21 protein-coding genes are annotated in these 21,591 nt (G+C 64.2%); 8 read left to right on the forward strand and 13 right to left on the reverse strand.

Annotated features, from left to right (window positions below; translation table 11 throughout):
- Window positions 1-51: 51 nt before the first annotated feature.
- Together OPU69_RS16165 and OPU69_RS16170 are read right to left on the reverse strand one after the other, a co-directional pair.
- Window positions 52-1,188, reverse strand: a complete 1,137-nt coding sequence (locus OPU69_RS16165; protein WP_498512452.1) for an acyl-CoA dehydrogenase family protein — start codon at window positions 1,186-1,188, stop codon at window positions 52-54.
- A gap of 138 nt (window positions 1,189-1,326) precedes the next feature.
- Window positions 1,327-2,508 (reverse strand): acyl-CoA dehydrogenase family protein, encoded by a 1,182-nt coding sequence (locus OPU69_RS16170; protein WP_498512454.1) that lies wholly within the window; start codon window positions 2,506-2,508, stop codon window positions 1,327-1,329.
- 313 nt (window positions 2,509-2,821) lie between these two features.
- On the opposite strand from OPU69_RS16170, the gene OPU69_RS16175 reads away from it, so the two are divergent.
- The 8 genes from OPU69_RS16175 to OPU69_RS16210 all read left to right on the forward strand — a co-directional run bounded on the left by OPU69_RS16175 (window position 2,822) and on the right by OPU69_RS16210 (window position 12,823).
- Window positions 2,822-4,255, forward strand: coding sequence for an MFS transporter (locus OPU69_RS16175; protein ID WP_498512456.1), 1,434 nt, complete (start codon window positions 2,822-2,824; stop codon window positions 4,253-4,255).
- A 26-nt stretch (window positions 4,256-4,281) separates the two neighbouring features.
- Window positions 4,282-5,571 carry an acyl-CoA dehydrogenase family protein gene (locus OPU69_RS16180; RefSeq protein ID WP_498512458.1) on the forward strand — a complete coding sequence of 430 codons (1,290 nt, stop codon included), beginning with the start codon at window positions 4,282-4,284 and terminating at the stop codon, window positions 5,569-5,571.
- 171 nt (window positions 5,572-5,742) lie between these two features.
- A complete protein-coding gene (locus tag OPU69_RS16185) occupies window positions 5,743-6,825 on the forward strand; it encodes a Zn-dependent alcohol dehydrogenase (protein ID WP_498512460.1) in 1,083 nt (360 codons plus the stop codon).
- Between the two features lie 21 nt (window positions 6,826-6,846).
- Complete coding sequence (locus tag OPU69_RS16190; RefSeq protein WP_498512462.1) at window positions 6,847-7,920, forward strand: phosphotransferase family protein; 1,074 nt, start codon at window positions 6,847-6,849, stop codon at window positions 7,918-7,920.
- Window positions 7,917-8,699 carry an SDR family NAD(P)-dependent oxidoreductase gene (locus tag OPU69_RS16195; RefSeq protein ID WP_060976955.1) on the forward strand — a complete coding sequence of 261 codons (783 nt, stop codon included), beginning with the start codon at window positions 7,917-7,919 and terminating at the stop codon, window positions 8,697-8,699. Before OPU69_RS16190 ends, OPU69_RS16195 begins: the two co-directional genes overlap by 4 nt.
- 31 nt (window positions 8,700-8,730) lie before the next feature.
- Window positions 8,731-9,522, forward strand: a complete 792-nt coding sequence (locus OPU69_RS16200; RefSeq protein WP_060976954.1) for an SDR family NAD(P)-dependent oxidoreductase — start codon at window positions 8,731-8,733, stop codon at window positions 9,520-9,522.
- A 34-nt stretch (window positions 9,523-9,556) separates the two neighbouring features.
- Window positions 9,557-10,777, forward strand: coding sequence for a serine hydrolase domain-containing protein (locus OPU69_RS16205; RefSeq protein ID WP_498512465.1), 1,221 nt, complete (start codon window positions 9,557-9,559; stop codon window positions 10,775-10,777).
- An 18-nt stretch (window positions 10,778-10,795) separates the two neighbouring features.
- Window positions 10,796-12,823: a 3-hydroxyacyl-CoA dehydrogenase NAD-binding domain-containing protein gene (locus tag OPU69_RS16210; RefSeq protein WP_498512467.1), complete on the forward strand. Its 2,028-nt coding sequence runs from the start codon at window positions 10,796-10,798 to the stop codon at window positions 12,821-12,823.
- Between the two features lie 81 nt (window positions 12,824-12,904).
- Here the strand turns inward: OPU69_RS16210 and OPU69_RS16215 are convergent, their stop codons facing one another.
- The 11 genes from OPU69_RS16215 to bufB all read right to left on the reverse strand — a co-directional run bounded on the left by OPU69_RS16215 (window position 12,905) and on the right by bufB (window position 21,528).
- Complete coding sequence (locus OPU69_RS16215) at window positions 12,905-13,624, reverse strand: hypothetical protein (protein WP_498512469.1); 720 nt, start codon at window positions 13,622-13,624, stop codon at window positions 12,905-12,907.
- Between the two features lie 137 nt (window positions 13,625-13,761).
- The gene (locus OPU69_RS16220; RefSeq protein WP_498512471.1) at window positions 13,762-14,457 is read right to left on the reverse strand and encodes an ATP12 family chaperone protein; all 696 of its coding nucleotides are present in this window, start codon (window positions 14,455-14,457) and stop codon (window positions 13,762-13,764) included.
- A gap of 10 nt (window positions 14,458-14,467) precedes the next feature.
- Complete coding sequence (locus tag OPU69_RS16225; protein ID WP_498512473.1) at window positions 14,468-14,689, reverse strand: hypothetical protein; 222 nt, start codon at window positions 14,687-14,689, stop codon at window positions 14,468-14,470.
- Window positions 14,686-15,354, reverse strand: coding sequence for an HAD-IA family hydrolase (locus OPU69_RS16230; RefSeq protein ID WP_060976948.1), 669 nt, complete (start codon window positions 15,352-15,354; stop codon window positions 14,686-14,688). Before OPU69_RS16230 ends, OPU69_RS16225 begins: the two co-directional genes overlap by 4 nt.
- Window positions 15,351-16,658, reverse strand: coding sequence for an RluA family pseudouridine synthase (locus OPU69_RS16235; protein WP_498512475.1), 1,308 nt, complete (start codon window positions 16,656-16,658; stop codon window positions 15,351-15,353). Before OPU69_RS16235 ends, OPU69_RS16230 begins: the two co-directional genes overlap by 4 nt.
- A complete protein-coding gene (gene crcB, locus OPU69_RS16240) occupies window positions 16,655-17,047 on the reverse strand; it encodes a fluoride efflux transporter CrcB (protein WP_498512477.1) in 393 nt (130 codons plus the stop codon). The genes OPU69_RS16235 and crcB overlap by 4 nt, the downstream gene beginning before the upstream one ends.
- A gap of 62 nt (window positions 17,048-17,109) precedes the next feature.
- Window positions 17,110-17,325 carry a hypothetical protein gene (locus tag OPU69_RS16245; RefSeq protein ID WP_060976946.1) on the reverse strand — a complete coding sequence of 72 codons (216 nt, stop codon included), beginning with the start codon at window positions 17,323-17,325 and terminating at the stop codon, window positions 17,110-17,112.
- Between the two features lie 62 nt (window positions 17,326-17,387).
- Entirely contained in the window at window positions 17,388-19,259 is a 1,872-nt protein-coding gene (gene sppA / locus OPU69_RS16250) for a signal peptide peptidase SppA (RefSeq protein WP_060976945.1), read from the reverse strand.
- A gap of 127 nt (window positions 19,260-19,386) precedes the next feature.
- Window positions 19,387-19,863, reverse strand: coding sequence for a DoxX family protein (locus tag OPU69_RS16255; protein WP_060976944.1), 477 nt, complete (start codon window positions 19,861-19,863; stop codon window positions 19,387-19,389).
- A gap of 73 nt (window positions 19,864-19,936) precedes the next feature.
- Window positions 19,937-20,674: an HvfC/BufC family peptide modification chaperone gene (locus OPU69_RS16260; protein ID WP_498512480.1), complete on the reverse strand. Its 738-nt coding sequence runs from the start codon at window positions 20,672-20,674 to the stop codon at window positions 19,937-19,939.
- A 5-nt stretch (window positions 20,675-20,679) separates the two neighbouring features.
- Window positions 20,680-21,528, reverse strand: coding sequence for an MNIO family bufferin maturase (gene bufB, locus OPU69_RS16265; protein ID WP_060976942.1), 849 nt, complete (start codon window positions 21,526-21,528; stop codon window positions 20,680-20,682).
- Window positions 21,529-21,591 lie beyond the last annotated feature (63 nt).

Genomic DNA, 21,591 nt, shown 5'->3' on the forward strand with positions numbered 1-21,591 from the left:
TTGAATTCCCCACCGCAACCCCTCCCCTCAAGGGGAGGGGCTAGAGGTTGATCAATATCCGAAGATTTCTGCCACGCGGCCTGCGTGGAAGTTCGCATCGCCCATGAACTCGTTGAGCGCTCGGTCGCGTTTCATGTAGAAGCCGATATCGTATTCGTCGGTCATGCCGATGCCGCCGTGCATCTGCACGCCTTCGCGGACCGCCAGATTGGCGCTGCGTCCGGCCTTGGCCTTGGCGACCGACACGAAGATGTCGGCGCTGTCCTGGCCCTCGTCGAGCAGCTGCTGCGCCTTGAGCACGGCGGCGCGGGCAATTTCCATCTCGCTGTAGAGGTGCGCCGCACGGTGCTGCAGCGCCTGGAACTCGCCGATCAGACGGCCGAACTGCTTGCGCTGCTTGAGATAATCGACGGTCATGTCCATCGCGCCCGATCCGACGCCGACCAGCTCGGCGGCAGAACCTGCGCGCCCCGCCTTGAGCAGCGCGGTAAGCACCTGCCAGCCCTGATCGACCTCGCCGATCACCGCATCACCATCGACCTCGACACCGTCGAGCGTGACATGCGCGGCCATCGAGCTGTCGACCAGCCGGGTGTTGTCGACGCCCAAGTTGGCAGCGTCCTTGTCGACGACGAACAGCGTGATCCCGTCGGTCTCGCCCGGAGCTCCGGCGGTGCGGGCAGCGACGATCAGCGCGTCGGCGCTCGCGCCCTGTACGACGAACTGCTTCTTGCCAGAGAGCTTGAAGCCGTTGCCCGATTTCTCCGCCTTGGTCGCGATCTGCGCCGGGCGATGCTTGGCATGCTCGTCGATCGCCAGCGCCAGCACGGTCTCGCCCGCGAGGATGCCGGGGAAGAACTTGTCCTTGAGGTGCTGGCCACCATGGTTGAGCGCGGACACGCCCGCGACCGCCGTGGTCAGGAACGGCGAAGGCGACAGATTGCGACCGATTTCTTCGAGCACCACGCCGGCCTCGACATGGCCCAGGCCAAGCCCGCCATCGTCTTCGCCGATCAGGATGCCGGTAAAGCCCATCTCGCCGAACTGCTTCCACAGCGCGTGGCGGAAACCGTCCTTGCAGCCCTCGTCGCGCAGCTTGCGCATATGGCCGACCGGGGCTTCGGTTTTTAGAAATTCGCGCGCGCTGTCGCGCAGCATGGCTTGGTCTTCGTTGAGGAACATGGGCATGGGATTATCTCGCTGTGTTCTGATCATCGGTTTCCCGCGAAGGCGGGAACCCATCTCCTGCCGGTGCACCAAGTGCCACGCTCGGGGAGATGGACCCCTGCCTCCGCAGGGGACCGACCAAAAAGGGCTACGGGCGGTTCACGCCCCCGGCAAATCCAGGATGCGCTTGGAGATGACGTTGAGCATCACCTCGCTGGTGCCGCCCTCGATGCTGTTCGCCTTGGTGCGCAGCCAGTTGCGCGCCTTGGCACCGCCCTTGCTGGCTTCGCTTTCCCATTCGAGCGCGTCCGAACCATTGCCCGCCATCACCAGCTCGTGGCGACGCTTGTTGAGTTCGGTCCCGGCGTATTTCATCATGTTGGGCTGGGCGGGATGGCCCTTGCCCGCCTTCATCTCGTCGCCGAAGCGCTCGGCCATCGCCTTGAACGCCAGCGCATCGACATCGAACTGCGCAAGTTCGGCACGCAGGATGCCGTCGTCGAGCTGACCGAGGCCATTGGTGCCGATCGAGTTCTTGAGCTGCGCGCCGAGCGAAGGCGCGCCATCGCCGAGACCCCCGCCCGAGATCATCTCGCGCTCATGGCCCAGCAGATACTTGGCGACATCCCAGCCGCGGTTGAGTTCGCCGACAATCTGGTGCTTGGGCACCACGACATTGTCGAAGAAGGTCTCGCAGAACGGCGAATTGCCGCTGATCAGCTTGATCGGCTTGGTGGTGACGCCGGGCGTCTCCATGTCGAACAGCAGGAACGAGATGCCCTGATACTTGTTCGTCTTGTCGGTGCGGACCAGGCAGAAGATCCAGTCGCACTTGTCGGCATAGCTCGTCCAGATTTTCTGGCCGTTTACCACCCAGTGATCGCCCTTGTCCTCGCCATAGGTCTGCAAGCTGACGAGGTCCGATCCCGAACCCGGCTCAGAATAACCCTGGCACCAGCGGATTTCGCCGCGCGCGATCTGGTTCAGATAATGCACCTTCTGCTCTTCGGTACCGAAATGCAGAAGCGCGGGGCCGAGCATCCAGATGCCGAAGCTCGACAGCGGCGGACGTGCGCCGATGCGCGCCATTTCCTGACGCAGGATCTTGGTCTCGGCGGCGGTCAGACCCGCTCCGCCATAGGCCTTGGGCCAGTCGGGCACGGTATAGCCCTTGGCGACGCAGCGTTCGAGCCACAGCTTCTGCGCTTCGTTCTTGAACTGCCAGTTGCGTCCGCCCCAGCATACGTCGTCATCGCCGCGCACCGGCTCGCGCATTTCGGCGGGGCAATTTTCCTCCAGCCATGCGCGCACTTCTGTCCTGAACTGATCGAGATCGCTCATCGTCATCCTCTCTGCGCCTGTATTCCCAATAGGGTCCCAAAGGGCGGGGCCGGGAAGCTTTTCCTGCGGCCAAAACCGTCCGTCGCGGGCCAGTCTATGGTGGACGCAAGGCGGCTGCAAGCCTGTTGAATCCTAGGCCGGATGCCGTAACGTCACCCTCACGGCAGTTGACGTTTACGGTAGCTGCCATATGGTATTGGCCCAAGGACACGAACGGGAGAGAATCAATGCAGCGGGCCATACCGGCCATCGCAACGCAGGTGCATCGGCACCGGGCGGACGGGCTGCTCGGCGGCGGGCGCAGCTCCATCGCATGACCGTTGCTGGAGTCCCTCCCCTGCCTGCGGCCGCGCAAAAGGTGTCGATGGGCACCAAGCTCGCCTTCGGATTCGGTTCGGTCGCCTATGGCATCAAGGACAACGGCTTTGCCGTCTTCCTGCTGATCTATTTCAACCAGGTCATCGGCATGCCCGCCGAGCAGGTTGGCCTCGCCGTCGCGCTGGCGCTGGTGGCCGATGCGTTCTTCGATCCCTTTGTCGGCCACCGGTCGGATGCGACGCGCAGCCGCTGGGGTCGCCGCCATCCCTGGTTGTACGGCGCAGCGCTGCCGATCGCGCTGTCATGGCTGCTGCTGTGGAATCCGCCCGAATGGAGCAATGGCGCGCTGTTCTTCTACCTGATCGCGGTGGCGATGGCGGTGCGTTTCTCGTTCTCGGCCTATGAGGTCCCGGCGCTCGCCATGCTGCCCGAGATGACCCGCGATTATCACGAGCGCACCGAAGTGCTGCGCTACCGCTTCCTGTTCGGCTGGATGGGCGGGCTGGTGATGCTCTACGCGGCCTACGCGCTGCTGCTGGTGCCCGAGCCGGGTTTTGACAATGGCGTGCTCAACCCCAATGGCTATCACCGCTATGCGTTGGTCGGATCGGTGGTGATGATCGTTTCGGTAGTGGTCTCGGCGCTGGGCACGCACCGGCTGCTCGCGCACCCCAATACCGATGCCCCCGCCGCGCATTCACACGGTTTCAGGGACTTCATTGCCGCGCTGCGCTTCAAGCCGTTCCAGCTGCTGCTCGCCGCCGGAATGTGCGCCTTTGCCAATCAGGGACTGTTTTTCGCGCTACAGAACTATCTGATGCTGTACGTCTGGGAATTCGAACAGAGCGTGTTCAACATCTACCCGTTCGTGCTGTTCCTGGGGGTCGCGGTCGCCTTTTTCATTGTTGGCCCCGCCTCGCGCCGGCTCGAAAAGCCGCGGACCGCCGCGATCGCCTCGCTGCTGTCGCTGATGTTTGCCACCGCGCCCTATTGGCTGCGGCTCGCAGGGCTGTTCCCTGCTACCGGGGGCGGCATGGCAACGGTGCTGATCCTGTCGCTGATCGCGCTTTCGATCACCTTCGGCATCTGTGCGATGATGATGATCAGTTCGATGATCGCCGATGTCACCGACGCGAGCGAGGCCGAGACCGGCAAGCGCACCGAAGGCATCTTCTTTGCCGGTTTCTTCTTCATGCAGAAATGCATCGGCGGGCTCGGTATCCTCGCCTCGGCGCTGATCCTCGCCATTGCCGGCTTCCCCGACAATGCCCAGCCGGGCCAGGTCGCGCCGGACGTGATCGACCGGCTCGCACTGACCTTTGCCATTGCCACCACGCTGATCGGCCTCGTCTGCGCCTGGCTGTTCACCCGCTTTCCCCTGGGCCGCGCCGATCACGAAGCGCGCCTGGCCCAGATCGCCCAACCCTGATGAGTTTCACGAAAGGAAGATGAGCCATGGATTTTGACCTTACCGAACGCCAGGCCTATTGGCGCGACCGCGTCCGCGCGCATATCGAAGCGCATGTCCGCCCGCGCGTGAAGGACTATTACGCGCAGCAGGCCGAGGGCGGCCGCTGGAAGGTGCTGCAGGTCATCGAGGACGAAAAGGCCAAGGCCAAGGCTGCCGGTATCTGGAACCTGTTCATGCCGCCATCGAACCCCAACCTGCCGCATGTCGATGACAGCTTCGAATTCGACGGTCCCGGTCTCACCAACCTCGAATATGCGCTGTGCGCCGAGGAGATGGGCCGGGTGGAGATGGCGAGCGAGATCTTCAACTGCTCCGCGCCCGACACCGGCAACATGGAAGTGCTGCACCGCTATGGCACCGCTGCACACAAGGAACAGTGGCTGAAGCCATTGATGAACGGCGAGATCCGTTCGGCCTTCCTGATGACCGAGCCGCAGGTCGCCTCGTCCGATGCGACCAATATCGAAACCTCGATCCGCCGCGAGGGCGACGAATATGTCATCAACGGCCGCAAATGGTGGTCGTCGGGTGCGGGCGATCCGCGCTGCAAGATCGCGATCGTCATGGGCAAGACCGATTTCGAGGCCAAGCGCCACGCGCAGCAGTCGATGGTGCTGATGCCGCTCGACGCGCCCGGCGTGAACATCCTGCGTCATCTGCCGGTGTTCGGCTATGACGATGCGCCGCACGGCCATATGGAAATCGAACTCAAGGACGTGCGCATCCCGGCGAGCAACATGCTGCTCGGGGAAGGCCGCGGCTTCGAGATCGCGCAGGGCCGCCTTGGACCGGGCCGCATCCACCACTGCATGCGCACCATCGGTGTCGCCGAAGAGGCGCTGGCCAAGATGGTTCGCCGCCTCCAGTCGCGCGTTGCGTTCGGCAAGCGGATTTCGGAGCATTCGATCTGGGAACAGCGGATTGCCGAAGCGCGCATCGATATCGAGATGACTCGCCTGCTCTGCCTCAAGGCGGCGGACATGATGGACAAGGTCGGCAACAAATACGCCAAGGCCGAGATCGCGATGATCAAGGTGGCCGCTCCCCGCATCGCGCTCAAGGTGATCGACGATGCCATCCAGGCGCATGGCGGCGCGGGCGTCAGCGAGGATTTCGGCCTCGCCAAGGCCTATGCGCACATGCGGACGCTGCGTCTCGCCGACGGTCCGGACGAGGTGCACAACCGCACCATCGCACGGCTCGAAATGGGCAAGCATGGCGCCAACGATGCCGAGGGTGGCTTCACCTCGGGCGATCTGGGCGTAGCGCGCTGACGATCAGGCCCTCTCCCCTTCAGGGGAGAGGGAAAGTTTTGCTTTAGCGGAGCAGGGAGAGGGGCAAGCGTGCGTTAGGCCGCATCCCCTCTCCAACTGCGCCTAGGCAGCAAGCTGCCAAGGCTTCGTTTCCTCTCCCCTGAAGGGGCGAGGAGCAATGGAGAGAGACCCATGAAAGCTGCCATCTGTTTCGAACCGGGCAAGCCGCTCGAGATCCGCGACGTCACCATCGACAAGCCCGGCCCGCGCGAGGTGCTGATCCGCACCGCGGCGACCGGGGTGTGCCGATCCGACCTGCATTTCGTCGATGGCAGCTATCCCGCCCCCCTGCCCTTCATCCCCGGCCATGAAGCTGCCGGCATTGTCGAGGCGATCGGCGATGGCGTGACCACGGTGAAACCCGGCGATGCCGTGGTCACCTGCCTCAGCGCCTATTGCGGCCATTGCGAATTCTGCGTCACCGGGCGCATGGCCTTGTGCATCGGCCAGGATACCAAGCGCGCTCCCCATCAGCACCCCCGGCTCAGCCTCGACGGCGCGCCCGTCAACCAGCTCCTCAACCTGTCCGCCTATGCCGAACAGATGCTGGTCCACGAGCACGCCTGTGTCGCCATCAACCCCGACATGCCGCTCGACCGAGCCTGCGTGATCGGCTGCGCGGTAACGACGGGCGCGGGCGCGGTGTTCAACGCAGCGGACGTGACGCCGGGCGAGACGGTCGCGATCGTCGGCTGCGGCGGCGTCGGCCTGGCGGCAGTGAACGCAGCCAAGATCGCGGGCGCGGGCCGCATCATCGCGATCGATCCGGTGGCCGACAAGCGCGCGCTCGCCGAGAAGCTGGGCGCGACCGATTGCATCGATTCGAGCGCCGATGGCGCGGCCGAACAGGTGATCGAACTGACCAAGGGTGGCGTGCACCATGCCATCGAAGCGGTGGGTCGTCCGGCGTCGGCCAATCTGGCGGTCAGGGTGCTCCGGCGCGGCGGCACCGCGACAATCCTGGGCATGATGCCGCTCGCCGAGAAGGTCGGCCTGTCGGCAATGGAACTGCTGCAGGGCAAAAAGCTGCAGGGCTCGCTGATGGGCGACAATCGTTTTCCGGTTGAAATCCCGCGCCTGGTCGAGTTCTACATGCGCGGAATGCTTGACCTCGACACGATCATTGCCGAACGCTTGCCGCTGGGACGCATCAACGAGGCTTTCGACGCGCTCAGGGTCGGTGATTCTGCGCGGTCAGTCATCGTCTATAATTGAATTGGGTGAGGACAGAATCTGATGGAACAGATCGACGCGCAGGCGACGATGACCGGCACGATGGACGTGCCCGAACAGGACCGGCTCGACGAAGCGAGCCTCACCCGCTGGTTCGAGGGCAATGTCGAAGGCTTCGAAGGCCCGCTCACCCTTTCCAAGTTCAAGGGCGGCCAGTCGAACCCGACCTACAAGGTGACCACGCCGAAAGCGGCCTATGTGCTGCGGCGCAAGCCCTTCGGCCCGCTGCTGCCCTCGGCGCATGCTGTGGACCGCGAATATCGCGTCCAGGCCGCGCTCTACGATCAGGGCTTCCCTGTCTCGCGCCAGTTCGGGCTGTGCGAGGATGACTCGGTCATCGGATCGATGTTCTACGTGATGGCGTTCACCGATGGCGCGAGCTATTGGGACGGCACGCTGCCCGGCAAGACCCCCGAACAGCGCACCGCGATCTACAACGCGATGATCGATACGCTGGCGCATCTGCACAGCTTCGATCCCGCCGCGATCGGCCTGGAAGACTACGGCAAGCCCGGCAATTACTGCGCGCGCCAGATCTCGCGCTGGACCAAGCAGTATCGCCTTTCCGAGACCGAGACGATTCCGGAAATGGACCAGCTGATCGAGTGGCTGGAAAAGACCGTGCCCGAACAGCGCGGCTTCGGCATCGCGCACGGCGATTTCCGCATCGACAACATGATCTTCGCGCATGACGAGCCCAGGGTCATCGCGCTGCTCGACTGGGAGCTCTCGACGCTGGGCGATCCGATTGCGGACCTCAGCTATTTCCTGATGAGCTGGGTCCAGCCTGCCGAGGGCCGCAACGGCCTGCTCGGTGTCGACACCAAGGCGCTGGGCATCCCGACGCTCGAGGAGGCGCTGGCGCGCTATGTCGAGAAGGCCGGGCTGGACGAGGTCCCGGACATGGACTGGTATCTCGCCTATAACCAGTTCCGCATCGCCGCGATCCTGCAGGGCATCAAGAAACGCGTGATCGACGGCACCGCATCGAGCGCGCAGGCCGCGCAGATGGCGCAGCGCGTCATCCCGCTCGCCCAGGCGGCGTGGGAATATGCCAAGAAAGCCGGCGCACAGTGAGCGATCGCAGCTTCGATCTGACCGGGCGCGTCGCGATCGTCACTGGCTCCTCGCGCGGGATCGGCGCGGCGATCGCGCGCAAATATGCCGCTCACGGGGCGAAGGTCGCGATCTCGAGCCGCAATCAGGACGCCTGCGATGCAGTCGCTGCCGAACTCAATAGCGAGTTTGGCGAAGGCACCGCGATTGCTGTTGCCGCCAGCATCTCGCGCAAGGAAGACCTGCAGAACCTCGTCGATCGCACCCGGGCCGAGCTGGGGCCGGTCGACATCCTCGTCTGCAATGCCGCCAGCAACCCCTATTACGGGCCGATGGGCGGGATCAGCGACGACCAGTTCCGCAAGATCATGGACAACAATATCCTGTCCAACCACTGGCTGGTGCAGATGGTGCTGCCCGACATGAAGGCTGCGGGCAAGGGATCGGTGATCATCATCTCGTCGATCGGCGGGATGCAGGGATCGGGCAGTATCGGCGTCTACAATATCAGCAAGGCGGCGGACTTTCAGCTGGCGCGCAACCTCGCCTATGAGCTGGGACCCGACGCGATCCGCGTGAATTGCATCGCGCCGGGGCTGATCCAGACCGACATGGCCCGGGCGCTGTGGGAGGACGAGAAGGTGATGGGCTATGTCCGCCGGATCACTCCGCTGCGCCGCATCGGCCAGCCCGACGAGATTGCAGGCGCAGCTGTGTTTCTGGCATCGGATGCGTCGACCTATATCACCGGCCAGTCGATCGTGATCGACGGCGGCACATCCATAGCAGCGGCGCTTTAAGTCGCGCAAAACGAAAGCGAGAGGAAATTCCATGGATTTGCAGGGCAAGGTTGCAATCGTTACCGGGGCGGGCAGCGGCATTGGCCGGGCAAGTTCGCTGCTGTTCGCCGCGCATGGCGCAAAGGTCATCGCCACCGACATTACCGGCAAGCAGGATGACACCGCCGCGCAGAACCCCGATGCCATCACCGCCGTTCAGGCCGATGCCAGCAGCGAAGCCGATGTCCAGATGCTGGTTGCCAAGGCGCTCGAGTTGCATGGTCGGCTCGATGTCTTTTTCGCCAATGCGGGCGTCTCGGGTGGGTTCGAGGGCATTTTCGACCAGACCGTGGAGGAATGGGAGCGCATCCTGAAGATCAACCTGATCGGCCCGTTCCTTGCGATCAAGCATGCAGGCAAGGCCATGGCGGATGCCGGAAACGGCGGCTCGATCATCTGCACCGCCTCGGTCGCGGGGCTCCGTTCGGGCGCGGGTGGCCCCGCCTATACCGCGAGCAAGGCGGGCGTGATCAACCTGGTGCGCATCGGCGCGCAGCAGCTCACCGGCAGCAACGTGCGCTGTAATGCGATCTGCCCCGGCCTGATCGAGACCGGCATGACCGAGTTCATCTATAGCAAGGCGCGCGAAAAGGGCTTCGAAGACAAGATCGGCCAGCTCAACCCGATGCAGCGCGGCGGCGTGCCGAACGAGATTGCCGAGGCAGCGCTGTTCCTGGCGTCGGATCGGTCCAGCTATGTCAACGGCCATGCGCTGGTCGTCGACGGCGGCCTCACCAGCTCGCACCCCTATGCACGCCAGCGTTTCGGCCAGACTGCCACCTGATCCCTGTCCTCCCTGGAGAAATGAAAGTTATCTGATGTCTCTCTCTGTGTCCGATCCGGCCGATCTTGGCTTCAACCAGAGCCTGCTGGAGCGCATTCCTGCCCATATTCGGGCCAAATATCTCGATACCGGTCGCCTGCCGCACGCAGCCTTGCTGATCGGGCGCGGCCACGAACTGGCGCACCTCTCGCTGCAGGGCAATGCGCGCGAAGGTCAGCCGCTGCAGCAGGATGCGATCTTTCGCATCGCCAGCATGACCAAGCCGATCACCTCGGTCGCCTTCATGCAGCTGGTCGAGGAAGGCCGTGTCGCGCTGTCAGACCCTGTCCACCGCATCATCCCCGAATGGAAGGACCTGGGCGTGTTCGTTTCGGGCGGCGGCGCGCAGCCGTTCGTCACGCGCCCCACGACGCAGCCGATGCGGATGATCGATCTGTTGCGGCATACTTCGGGCCTGACCTATGGGTTCCAGGAACGCACGCCGATCGACGCCGCCTATCGCGCGCGCAAGCTTGAGGCGTTTGCCGGGCCGGACCTCGAGGAATTCATCAAGATCCTCGCGCAGATCCCGCTGCAGTTCGATCCCGGCACGGCGTGGAATTATTCGATCTCGACCGACATCCTCGGCGCGATCTTGCAGCGGATGGACGACAAGCCGCTCGACCAGGTCATCGCGGATCGCATCACGAAGCCGCTCGGCATGGTCGACACCCATTTCCAGATCCCTGAAGACAAGCTCGATCGCGTGCCCGATTGCTATGTCTTCCACCCGACCGAGAAGATGAAGCTCTACGATCCTGGCGCGACCACCGCCTGGGGGCGCAAGCCCAGCCAGCTTTCGGGCGGCGGCGGCATGGCCTCGACACTTGCCGATTATCACCGCTTCTGTCGCATGCTGCTCAACGGTGGGCGTCTGGAAGGCGTGCGCATCCTCGGCCGCAAGACGCTCGACCTGATGGTCGCCAACCATCTGCCCGGCGGCGGCGACCTGACCCAGCACAGCAAGGCGCTGTTCAGCGAGGCGGAAAATGCCGGCGCTGGCTTCGGTCTCGGCTTTGCCACCACCATCGACAGTGCAGCGACCGGTGTCGCGGGGTCGAATGGCGATTTCTACTGGGGCGGCATGTTTTCGACCGCCTTTTTCGTCGACCCGGCAGAGGATGTGATCATGATCTTCATGACGCAGCTGATGCCGTCCAGCACCTACCCGATCCGGCGCGAGATCAAGTCGATGCTCTACGCCGCAGTCGAATAAGCTCAAGGAACCAGAACCATGACCGATTCCCCGATTTCCACCGCCAAACATGGCGATATTCTCGTCGTCACCTCGGACAGCCCGCCGGTCAACGCGCTGGGCGCGGCCGTGCGCATCGGCCTCGACAAGGCGTTCGACGAAGCCGCCAGCGACGACAGCATCAAGGCCGTTGTCCTCATCTGCGCCGGGCAGACCTTCTTTGCCGGAGCCGACATCACCGAATTCGGCAAGCCCCCGGTCGAGCCGATGCTGCCTGCGGTCATCGCCAAGATGGAAGCGCTCGACAAGCCGGTGGTCGCCGCGATCCATGGCACCGCATTGGGCGGCGGCCTGGAAACGGCCCTTTGCGCGCATTATCGCGTCGCCGTTCCCTCGGCCAAGCTGGGCGTGCCCGAGGTGAAGCTGGGCCTGCTGCCCGGCGCGGGCGGCACGCAGCGCCTGCCGCGCGTCGTCGGCGTCAAGGCCGCGCTTGAAATGACCGCCAAGGGCGATCCGATCCCGGCCAAACTCGCCAACCAATGGGGCCTGGTCGATGAGGTGGTCGAGGAAGGCAAGCTGCTCGAAGGCGCGCTCGCCTTTGCCGAGAAGGTCAAGGCCGTGCGCCCTGTCCCGCGGATCAGCGAGCGCGAGGCAAAGGCCGATCCCGAGGCCATCGAAGCGTTCAAGAAGGAAAATGCCCGCAAGTTCCGCGGCTTCGATGCACCGGCAGCGAACATCGCCTGCGTCGAGGCTGCAACCCGCCTGCCCTTTGCCGAGGGCCTGGAGTTCGAGCGCGGCGAGTTCATGAAGCTGATGTTCGGGTCGCAGTCCGCAGCACAGCGGCACATCTTCTTCGCCGAGCGCAAGGCGAGCAAGATCGACGGCATCGCCAGCGACATCGCGCTGCGTCCGATCGCCAAGGTCGGCGTGATAGGCGCTGGCACGATGGGCGGCGGCATCACCATGAACTTCCTGTCGGCAGGCATTCCGGTGACGATCGTCGAACAGGCCGAAGAGGCGCTCAATCGTGGCGTCGCCGTGGTGCGCAAGAATTACGAGGCGAGTGCGTCCAAGGGACGTCTGACGACCGAGCAGGTGGAAAAGGCGATGGGCCTGCTCACGCCGTCGCTCTCGCTCGACGATCTCGCCGATTGCGACCTCATCATCGAGGCGATCTTCGAGAATATGGACGTCAAGAAGGAGGTGTTCGGCAAGCTCGACGCGATCGCCAAGCCCGGTGCAATCCTGGCCAGCAACACCAGCTACCTCAATGTCGACGAAATCGCGGCATCGACCAGCCGCCCAGCTGACGTGCTCGGCATGCACTTCTTCTCGCCCGCCAATGTCATGAAGCTGCTCGAGGTCGTTCGCGGCGCGAAGACCGCCGATGACGTGCTGGCGACGGTCATGAACCTGTCGAAGAAGATCAAGAAGGTCGCAGTGGTTGCCGGCGTCTGCCACGGCTTTATCGGCAACCGCATGCTGATGCCGCGCCAAGTCGAGGCGAACAAGCTGCTCATGGAAGGCGCAACGCCCGAGCAGATCGACCGCGTCCATGTCGAGTTCGGCATGCCGATGGGTCCGTTCCAGATGAGCGACCTTGCCGGTGTCGATATCGGCTGGCACCGCGATCCGAGCCGGATCGAAAGCATCCGCGATGCGTTGTGCGCCGAAGACCGCTGGGGCCAGAAGAAAGGCGCGGGCTTCTATGATTATGACGAGAAGCGAAACCCCACGCCCAGCGCACGTGTCGCCGAGATCATCGAGGATTTCCGCTCGCGCTCGAACATGCCCAAGCGCGAGATCAGCGACCAGGAGATCATTGAGCGCACGCTCTACACCATGGTCAACGAAGGCGCGATGATCCTCGAAGAAGGCATGGCGCAGCGCGCATCGGATATCGATGTGGTGTGGATCTATGGCTATGGCTGGCCGGTCTATCGCGGCGGCCCGATGTTTTGGGCAGGCCTTGAAGGCACGCCCAAGATCGTCGAGGGGCTGAAGAAGCACGGCTTCGCGGTGTCGCCTCTGCTCGCGGAAAAGGCGGAGAAGAACGAAGGGTTCTGAGCGCCCCTTTCCTTCGACCGGATACGAAAAGCCCCGCCGGAGCGATCCGGCGGGGCCTTCTTTTGGCGTGTGCCGTCCTTTTTATGCTGCGCCGAGAATGGCATCGACGGCAGGCTTGTTCGCCGCGCTGACAATGCCCTTCTCGCGAAGCTCGGTGCCGACCGGCTTCGCAGCCTCGAGATAGCTCGCGTCACCCGTTGCCTGGTTAAGACCGATCAGGCTGGAAAATTCGGCATTGGCGAGATCAGCATTGGCCGGATCAGACGCGCGCCCTTCCTTGGCAATGGCCAGAGCCTGCTCGAAATGCGGCTTGGCACCCGCCTTGTCCTGCTGGGTCAGGCCGAAATTGCCGAGGTTTACCAGAATGGCCACAAGCGTGTTGCGCACGCCCGCATTGGCCTTGTCCGCTTCGTAAACCTTCATCCACTGGGGCGCGGCTTCCTTGTAGAGCGGCGGGATCGCATCAATCTTGCCCAGCGCGCCCTGCGAATTCGCGGTGATCGTCAGAGCACTTGCCAGGAATCCCGCATTCTGGACATTGCCCGGATCACGAGCGACGATCTCGCGGATGGTTGGCAGCGCGGGTTCGAGCTTGGCAATCACTTCCGCATGGTTGCCCGCCGCCTGGGCCTGCTGAGCGGCAGTGAAATCGGCGATCGCCTTGTTCTGCGCTTCAGCCTGTTCGGGGGTCAGCGCCGCTGCTGCCGCCTGACCGGCAGGTGCAGCGGCATCCTGTGCCATGGCGGGCGCGGCCAGCATCGAGGTGGAAAGAAACAGGGCGGTGATCGCAGATTTCAACATTTCGGAACATCTCCTGATGGGGTTTGCGCGCCTGTCCGGTCGGACGCTCGTGCGCCTAGCTAAACGGAAAGGCTGGTCTGCAACGAAAAACGATAGCAACGTTTCAAAAACGCCCGGTCCCGGGGATCGTTCCGTGCTCAGCCTTGGGCAATACAGCAAAACCGCCAGGCAGCGTCAAATGCCGCACGGCGATGCTCACGTGCCTGCACCGCCTCGCCATCGGCGCCCCACAGTTCTTCCTGCCACAATTCCTCGAGGCAGATCGCCTGCCAGATTCGTTCGGAATCAAAGGCTTTTTCGAGAAGTGCCAGCGCACAGACGAGCGAACCACCCAGGCTGGTCAGCGTTGAAAATCCGGTCAGGGTGAATAGATCCATCGCCATAACCGGGGCCCTGAGACGGGACAGGCTGTGCGACGATTGCGGCTGATGGATGATGTCAGCAACGCGGATCATGCTGATATCATAGCGATTTTCCGCCCATTTCAGAATCGGCTCCCAATCGCGATCCTGGCGTTCGGCCAGCGGATCGCCGGGATCGGCGCGATAGCACAGCGTGTCCGTCTCGCCATAAGCGGCGATGTCATCGACAAAGCGCTGCCGCTGCGGTGCCACCTGATCGATCGCGGCATTGGCAAAGCCGGTCAGCGGCATCGAGGCGATGACGATCTCTTCGCCTTGCGCATCCCATTCGCCAGCCACCGCATCGGCCATGGCAGCGGTGGGCAGCACCAGCGGTGCGCGCAGCGGGGTTTTTACCGGGCGGTTGTCGAGCAGGAGCGCACGGCCATTTTCGACAGGCTGGGTGGTGACAGTCTTGTAGAAGCGTTTCATGCAATCACGTTCATTCGGTCGGCGGGCTCTTCCAGCGCTTGACCAGCATCTGCGGCAGGACGAGGAATTCGATCACACCCAGAGCGAGCAGTGCATAGCCCAGCTCTCCGGGGAACCCCTCGATCCGGCCAAAGCTGATGGCGACTGCCAGCGCGATGGTCAGCGCGCCTGCCAGTCGCACTGCGCCGATGATGAAGAACCGCGCGCGCGCGCGCTGGTCTTCCGCGTTCATGGCGTGCCGCCGACGATATGGTCGAAGAGCTGGTCCATGGTGAAGGCAATCGACGCCGCGCCTGCCGCCTCTAGCTCATGCGCATCATGATAGCCCCAGTCGACGCCAATCGGGCGGACATTCGCCGCCACGCCCATGGCCATGTCATAGCTGGTATCGCCGATCATGACCGCGGCCTGGGGTTCGGCCCCGGCATCGCTCAACGCCTCGAAAATCATCGAGGGGTGCGGCTTGGAGGGGTGCCGGTCGGCGGTCTGCAGCGAGACGAAGCGCTGCTTGATGCCGTGGTGCGTCAGGCACAGGTCGAGCCCACGATCGGACTTGCCCGTCGCCACTGCAAGCAGCCAGCCCGCCGCATCGAGCCGATCGAGCAGATCGGGAAGCCCGTCATAAAGCGGCTCGTGCTGCAGGGTGCCGTTGCCGCGCAGTTCGTGAAACGCGTTCTTGTAATGATCGGCCAGCACGACATGAAAGGCCGGGTCCGCCTCCGGCAGCATCACCCGCATCGCCTCGACCAGCGAAAGCCCGACGATCCGCCGGACCAGATGATGGTCGGGATGGCCGAGCCCCTCGGCGGCATAGGCCATTTCCATCGCCTTGCAGATATTGGCCTGGCTATCGACCAAAGTGCCATCGCAGTCGAAAATCGCGAGTCTGGTCGTCATGGCTTGCGCGGGCCGCTCTTGGGGGCTGTGCGCGGCTTGACCGGCCTTGGCTGTGCGGCCGAACCACCCGATTTCGCCTTGGGCTTGCCGCCCGGCTTGGCCGGAGCCGACCGGCTGCGCCGCTCGCCCCGCCGTTCCTTGCGCAGCGTTTTGGCATGCGCCTTGGCCTGCTGCTTTTTGACCTCGCGCGTCGCGGGCGGCGGGCCGTCATCGGCAAAGGCAGCGTCGCCCAGCGACAGGTCGAAGCCCAGCTGCTCCATCGAATCTGCGAAATGCTCGGGCAGATCAGCGATCACGTCGAGGGCGGGACCATCGGGATGCGCGATCTTCAGGCGGCGCGCGTGCAGATGCATCTTGCGGCTGATCGTTCCGGTCAGGAACGCATCGGGCCCGCCATATTTGCCGTCACCGACAATCGGATGACCGATCGCGGCGAGATGGACGCGCAGCTGGTGCGTACGCCCCGTGAACGGCTGAAGCGCGATCCAGGCGGCGCGCGAACCGGCGCGCTCGATCACCTGATAGGCGGTGCGCGATGGCTGGCCGTTTTCCTTGTCGACATGCATCTTCTCGCCGCCGGTCCCCGGCTGCTTGGCGATGGGCAGTTCGATGAGCCCCGAATAGATATCGGGCTCGCCGACGACGAGCGCCCAGTAGATCTTCTTCGCGCTGCGTCCGGCAAAGCGCTTGGAGAAATAGGCGGCACTGCCCGGCGTGCGCGCGAGCAGCAGGGCGCCCGACGTATCCTTGTCGAGACGGTGGACCAGCTTGGGGCGAACCGGGCTCTCGTACATGAGCGCCTCGGTCAGGCCATCGACATGCGCGTGGGTGCGCGTGCCGCCCTGGGTGGCGAGGCCCGGCGGCTTGTTGATCACCAGCGCCGCGCGATCCTTGTGGATCACCAGCGATTGCGCGAACGCGATCTGGTCCTCGCTCAACGTGCGCGGCGCCGGCTTGGCGGCGGGCCGGTCGATATCTCCATCGGCGGGCGGGATGCGGATCGTCTGTCCGGCCACGATGCGGTCGCCGGGGCCGACGCGCTTGCCGTCGAGCCGCACCTGTCCCGTGCGCGCCCAGCGCGAGACGAGGTTGAAGTTCACATCGGGCAGATGCCGGTGGAACCAGCGATCGAGCCGGATGCCGTCATCGTCCGCATCGACCGTGAACTGCCGGGCTTCGGCAGATTCCTTCGAGATCGATGCGCCCACACCTGCGGTGCGTGCGCGGGCAGTTGCCGGACGACGCGGGCCAGAAGGCTTCCGGGCGGCGGGCTTGCGCGAGGGGGTTCGAGCCGGCGGCTTCATGCGATCGACCTCGTGACGACAAAGCCTGCGGCCACGGCCGCCAGCGAAAGCAGGACCGAGGCCAGCGCATAGCCCAGTGCGGTCAGCGCCGCGCCGCGCTCCAGCATCTGGAACAGCTCAAGCGAGAAAGCGGAAAAGGTAGTAAAACCGCCAAGCACCCCGACGCCGAGAAACAGCCGGAGCGGTTCTGCGACCTGGCCCTTCAGCACGAGCGCCGCCAGCACGCCCATCGCCAGCCCGCCGAGCACGTTCACCGAGAGCGTGGCTGTAGGATACCCGGTGTGCCCCAGCCGAACAGCGAGCAGCGTCGCCTGAAATCGAAGCGCCGCGCCGATTGCGCCGCCCGCCATCACCAGACCGGTGGCCTTGAAAGTCAAATGCGCGTCCATTCCGCTGCCTTAGCGGGATTGGACGCGCATTGGGAAGGGTTATTCGGTGTTTCGGGTCCCTGTCAGGCGGCGTGACCGTCGCGCGCAGCAGCCTCGGCCTGTTCGAGTTCGGCGGCTTCGGGGCCATCAAGCGCATCGGCGGCCTCGCGAGCCTTTTCCTCGACCTGCTGCTTGTCGGCAGCAAAGTCTTCCTGGGCTTCGCGATAATTCTGCGCGGCCTTGTAATTGCCTTCGCCAAATTCCTTGCCCGCGTTCGGGTTCTCGGCCTTGTCGGTCATGTGCATGCTCCTGATCGAGTGGGTTCTCGTCTCGATACGCGGACCGCAAAAGCCGGTTCCCTTCAGCGCCTGAACAGTGTCGCCAACCAGCCCGCATCGGCCTTGGCGATGTGGCGCGGCGGCAATGCGCCCGAGCATTCGAGGCACCACGCCTGCACGCCTTGCGCCCCGCCCAGCACGTTGAGGTCGCCCAGCACCTGGCCCAAGGCCGCGCGCTGCTGCCAGGCAAGCCGGGCAACGAGGCCGGTCGCCTGCTTTTCCTCCTCGGCGGGCGCGAACATGCCGGAGACGAACTGCTCGAACGGATCGGGCTCAGTCTCGAGATATTTGACGCTGTAGCTGTCCTTGCCGAGCTTGGCGCGCTTCGCCGCCTCGGCAATCGCATCGTCGATCGACCCGAAACGGTCGACCAGCTTGATCTGGCGCGCAGTGCCGCCGTCCCAGACGCGGCCCTGGGCAATATTGTCGACCTGATCGACGCTCATCCCGCGGGCCTTGCCGACCAGCGCCAGGAAGCGGCGATAGTCATGCTCGATCGTGCCCTGGATAAAGGTGTCGACCGTGCTGTTGAAACCGCCGAACACATCGGGCTGGCCCGAGAGCGGCGTGGTCGCAACCCCATCGGCCTTGACGCCATATTCGGCGAGCGCGCGCTCGAAGCTCGGCAGCACCGCGAAGATGCCGATCGATCCGGTGATCGTCGAAGGCTCGGCAAAGATCGCATCTCCCGCAGTCGAGACCCAATAGCCGCCGCTGGCCGCGACATTGCCCATCGACACGATGACCGGAATCTTGCGCGCGCGATATTCCTCGATCGCGCGGCGGATCTGTTCGGACGCAAAGGCCGATCCGCCGGGCGAATCGACGCGGACCACCAGCGCCTTCACCTTGTCGCGCTTGAGCCCGTCGTGGAGCAGCTTCTCGATGCGATCGCCGCCGGCGGTGCCGGGGCCGGCCTCGCCATCGACAATGGTGCCCGCAATGGTCACGACCTGCACCTCGTCGCCGCCGGTCTTGGCCGGGTTGGCCGCGACCCAGTCCTTGAGGCTGGTATGCTTGAATGCGCCGGGCCCCTCGTCCTCGTCGGCGCCTGCCAGCTTGGCGACGCGCTTGCCGAATGTGGTGCGGTCACCGACCTTGTCGACGATCTTGCGCTCGGTCGCGATCTTGACCAGATCGCCATTGGCCGCTGTCACCGCGCCTGCAGGATCGGCGATCAGCCCGGCAATATCGGCCTGGGGCCGCGCCTTCTTGACCACTGCCTGCCAGTTTTCCCAGATCGGACGGTAGACCGCGAGCAGCGCTTGCTCGGCCTCGGGCGACTGGTCGGAGCGCAGATAGGGTTCGACCGCGCTCTTGAACGTGCCGACGCGATAGACATGCGCGGTTACCTTGAAGCGGTCGAGCGCGTCCTTGTAATAGAGCCGCGTGCCTCCGGGGCCGGTAAAGGCCGAGCCGCCCATCGGATCGACCCAGATCTCGCTGCCGTGCGCGGCGAGCATATAGGCTGCGTCGCTGTAGAAGGTGGCGAAGCTGAGCACCGGTTTGCCCTTGGCCTTGGCGCGGCCGATCGCCTCGCCCACCTGTTCGAGCGATACCTGGCCTCCACCCATGAAGCTGGCGAGATCGAGCACGATGACCTTGATCCGGTCGTCGGTCGCTGCGGTATCGATTGCGCGGATCAGGTCGCGCTCGCGATATTGCTTGAGCGGCGCCTGACCGCCAAGGATGGTGGCGAACGGGTCGATATTCTCGGGCTCCTCGACGATGACGCCGTCGAGCTTGACCAGCAATGCGCCGTCGGTCACCGCCGCCGGATTGGGCCGCCATGACAGCGCCGCAAGGATCAGGCCGAAGAACAACAGCATCGCGATCAGGACCAGACCGTCCTTGATCGCCACCAGCACCTTCCAGGCGCCCTTCACAAAACCCATTATCTGCTCCGCATCGGGCGGACATGCCCCAGATGCCCTATCTAGGCGAGCCCGGGTTAATTTGCCACTGCCTCGCGCGACAGACGGGTGATGCGGTTCGACCGCCGACTTTGGCGCCGACTTGGCGTCAATGCGCGAAGCCCGATGTGCGCGGCGGCGCTGCGAGCGAGAGGCGGCGATCGAACAGCCGGTCGAGCGCGAACAAGCCGCCCCCACGCGCGATCAGGATCGCCGAAAGCCCAAACCACATGACATGCGGGTTCCAGAAGGCTTCGGGATAGACGAACAGCTGGATCACCGTGGTCATCACGAACAACCCCGCCGCCCCGAAGCGCGTCGCCAGGCCCAGCATCACCAGAATCGGCAGCGCATGTTCGGCATAAGTTGCGATCGTGCCGGTGATCTCGGGCGCGGGCATGTGGTATTCGTCGCGGAACAGGTCATAGGTGATCGGGTTGATCGTGAGGAAGCTCCCCTCCTCCACCTTGGTGCGCGCCGATCGCCAGAATTGCGCGGCGAGCGCAAGCCGCACGACCAGCAGGGCAAGGCCATTGAAGGCAGGGCTATCGAGCAGCGCGAGGCCGCGTTGGATCAGGGTTTTCATCACGGGCTATCCGGCAAGTGGGGACTGGTGCGAGATCGAGACGCCCCGGATCACACCGGGCACCCTGCCCGGCTTAGCCCTGGGATCGTACCAGCGCCCCTGCGCCGACCAGCGCAAAGATTGCCGGCAGTGCCTCTGCCTCTCCAGCGCTTTCGATGGCTTGCGCCAAAAGGTTACCCATGGTCGCGGGAAATTGCGTCTGCATTACCAGATTGGCGGATAGTGGGGCGAGCGGATGCAGCAGCACCTCATGCGCTGGCCGCGTGATCAGCAGGTAACGCATTTCGGGCGCGGCACGTTCGGAAAGCTCAGGCATCAGCGCCCTCAGCGCAGCGTGGGTTTCGACAATCCGCATGGAAGGATGGAGCGCAAGACCAAGGTCGAGCAGCCCCTGCTCGTCCAGGCCGGCCAGGTCGGCCAGCTCGAGTGCCTGCGCCTCTGGCGAATGATAGCTCTGCAGCCACGCCCATTCAATCCGCGCAAGATCGACGGCTGCCGCATCATGGGTTTGGTCTGCGAGATATTCGGCAAGTCCCTCGCCAAGCCCCATCAGCTTGCGGCGGCGGACATCGGGCCGTTCGATGAAGGTCCGGGACAGTGCGTTGAATTCGGGCTCGCCAAGATGTTCACGGGTGCGCGGATAGGTCTCTTCCAGCGCAACTAGCCTGGCATGGCTGATGGTGTTGGCGTGCGCCCTGAGGCCCAGCAGCGCGCGGTCGGGGGCGCCGGCAAACAGGCCTTCGGGAAATGCCGATGGCCCCTTTTGCAGCACCGCGATGAAACGGGCCTGATCGTCCAGCAGATCGCCCATGTCGGTCAGGCTACCAAAGGCGCGTTGGCGCGTGCCATCACCGATGCCGCACGCTCGACCTCGCCCATGATTGAGGCGTAATCGGGGACGTTGGTGTCCCATTCGATCAGCACCGGCCTAGGGCCTGCGCGGCGGACGAACCGCTCGAACAGCGCCCAGGTGAGATCGGTGACTGCACTGCCGTGATCGTCAATCAGCAGCGGCCTTCCGTCGTGCCATTCGGTGGCGTGGCCCGCGAGATGGATTTCCCCGACCAGTGCCGGGTCGATCGCATCGACATAGGCTTGCGCGTCGGTGCCCAGATTGGTGCAGCTGACCTCGACATTGTTGATGTCGAACAACAGGCCGCAACCCGAGCGGCGGCACAGGGCATGGATGAATTCGACCTCGTCCATCTCGTCCTGCGCGAAGGCGAGATAGCGTGAGGGATTTTCGATCAGAATGGTTCGGCCGAGCCTCTCCTGCACGCGTTCGACCTGCGCCGCAGCATGGGCGAGCGATCCGCTAGTGTAGGGAATCGGAAGAAGATCGGGATAGCGATCGTCGGCATTGCCCGACCAGCTGAGGTGATCGGAAACGCTGGCGGGACTGTAGCGGGCGCATAAAGCGGCGAGCTGATCAAGCTCGTCCTCGTCCAGCCCCTGCGCCGTGCCGATCGAAAGGCCGACGCTGTGAAAGCTTAGCGGATAGCGTTCTGCCACTGCCGAGAGCCAGCGATGAGGTGGCCCACCATCGACGAAATAGTTCTGCGGGTGAACCTCCAGCCATCCGGGCAGCGGAACACCGGTTTGGGGGTTCAGAACGTCGCGATAATGGGCCGGTTTCAGCCCTATGCCGACAAGGGGGGGAAGCATGAGCTGAAGGACTACCTCATCTGCAGGTCCGGGGGGGGGGGGGGGGGGGGGGGGGGGGGGGGG

Source organism: Blastomonas sp. 34TW (assembly GCF_059803595.1).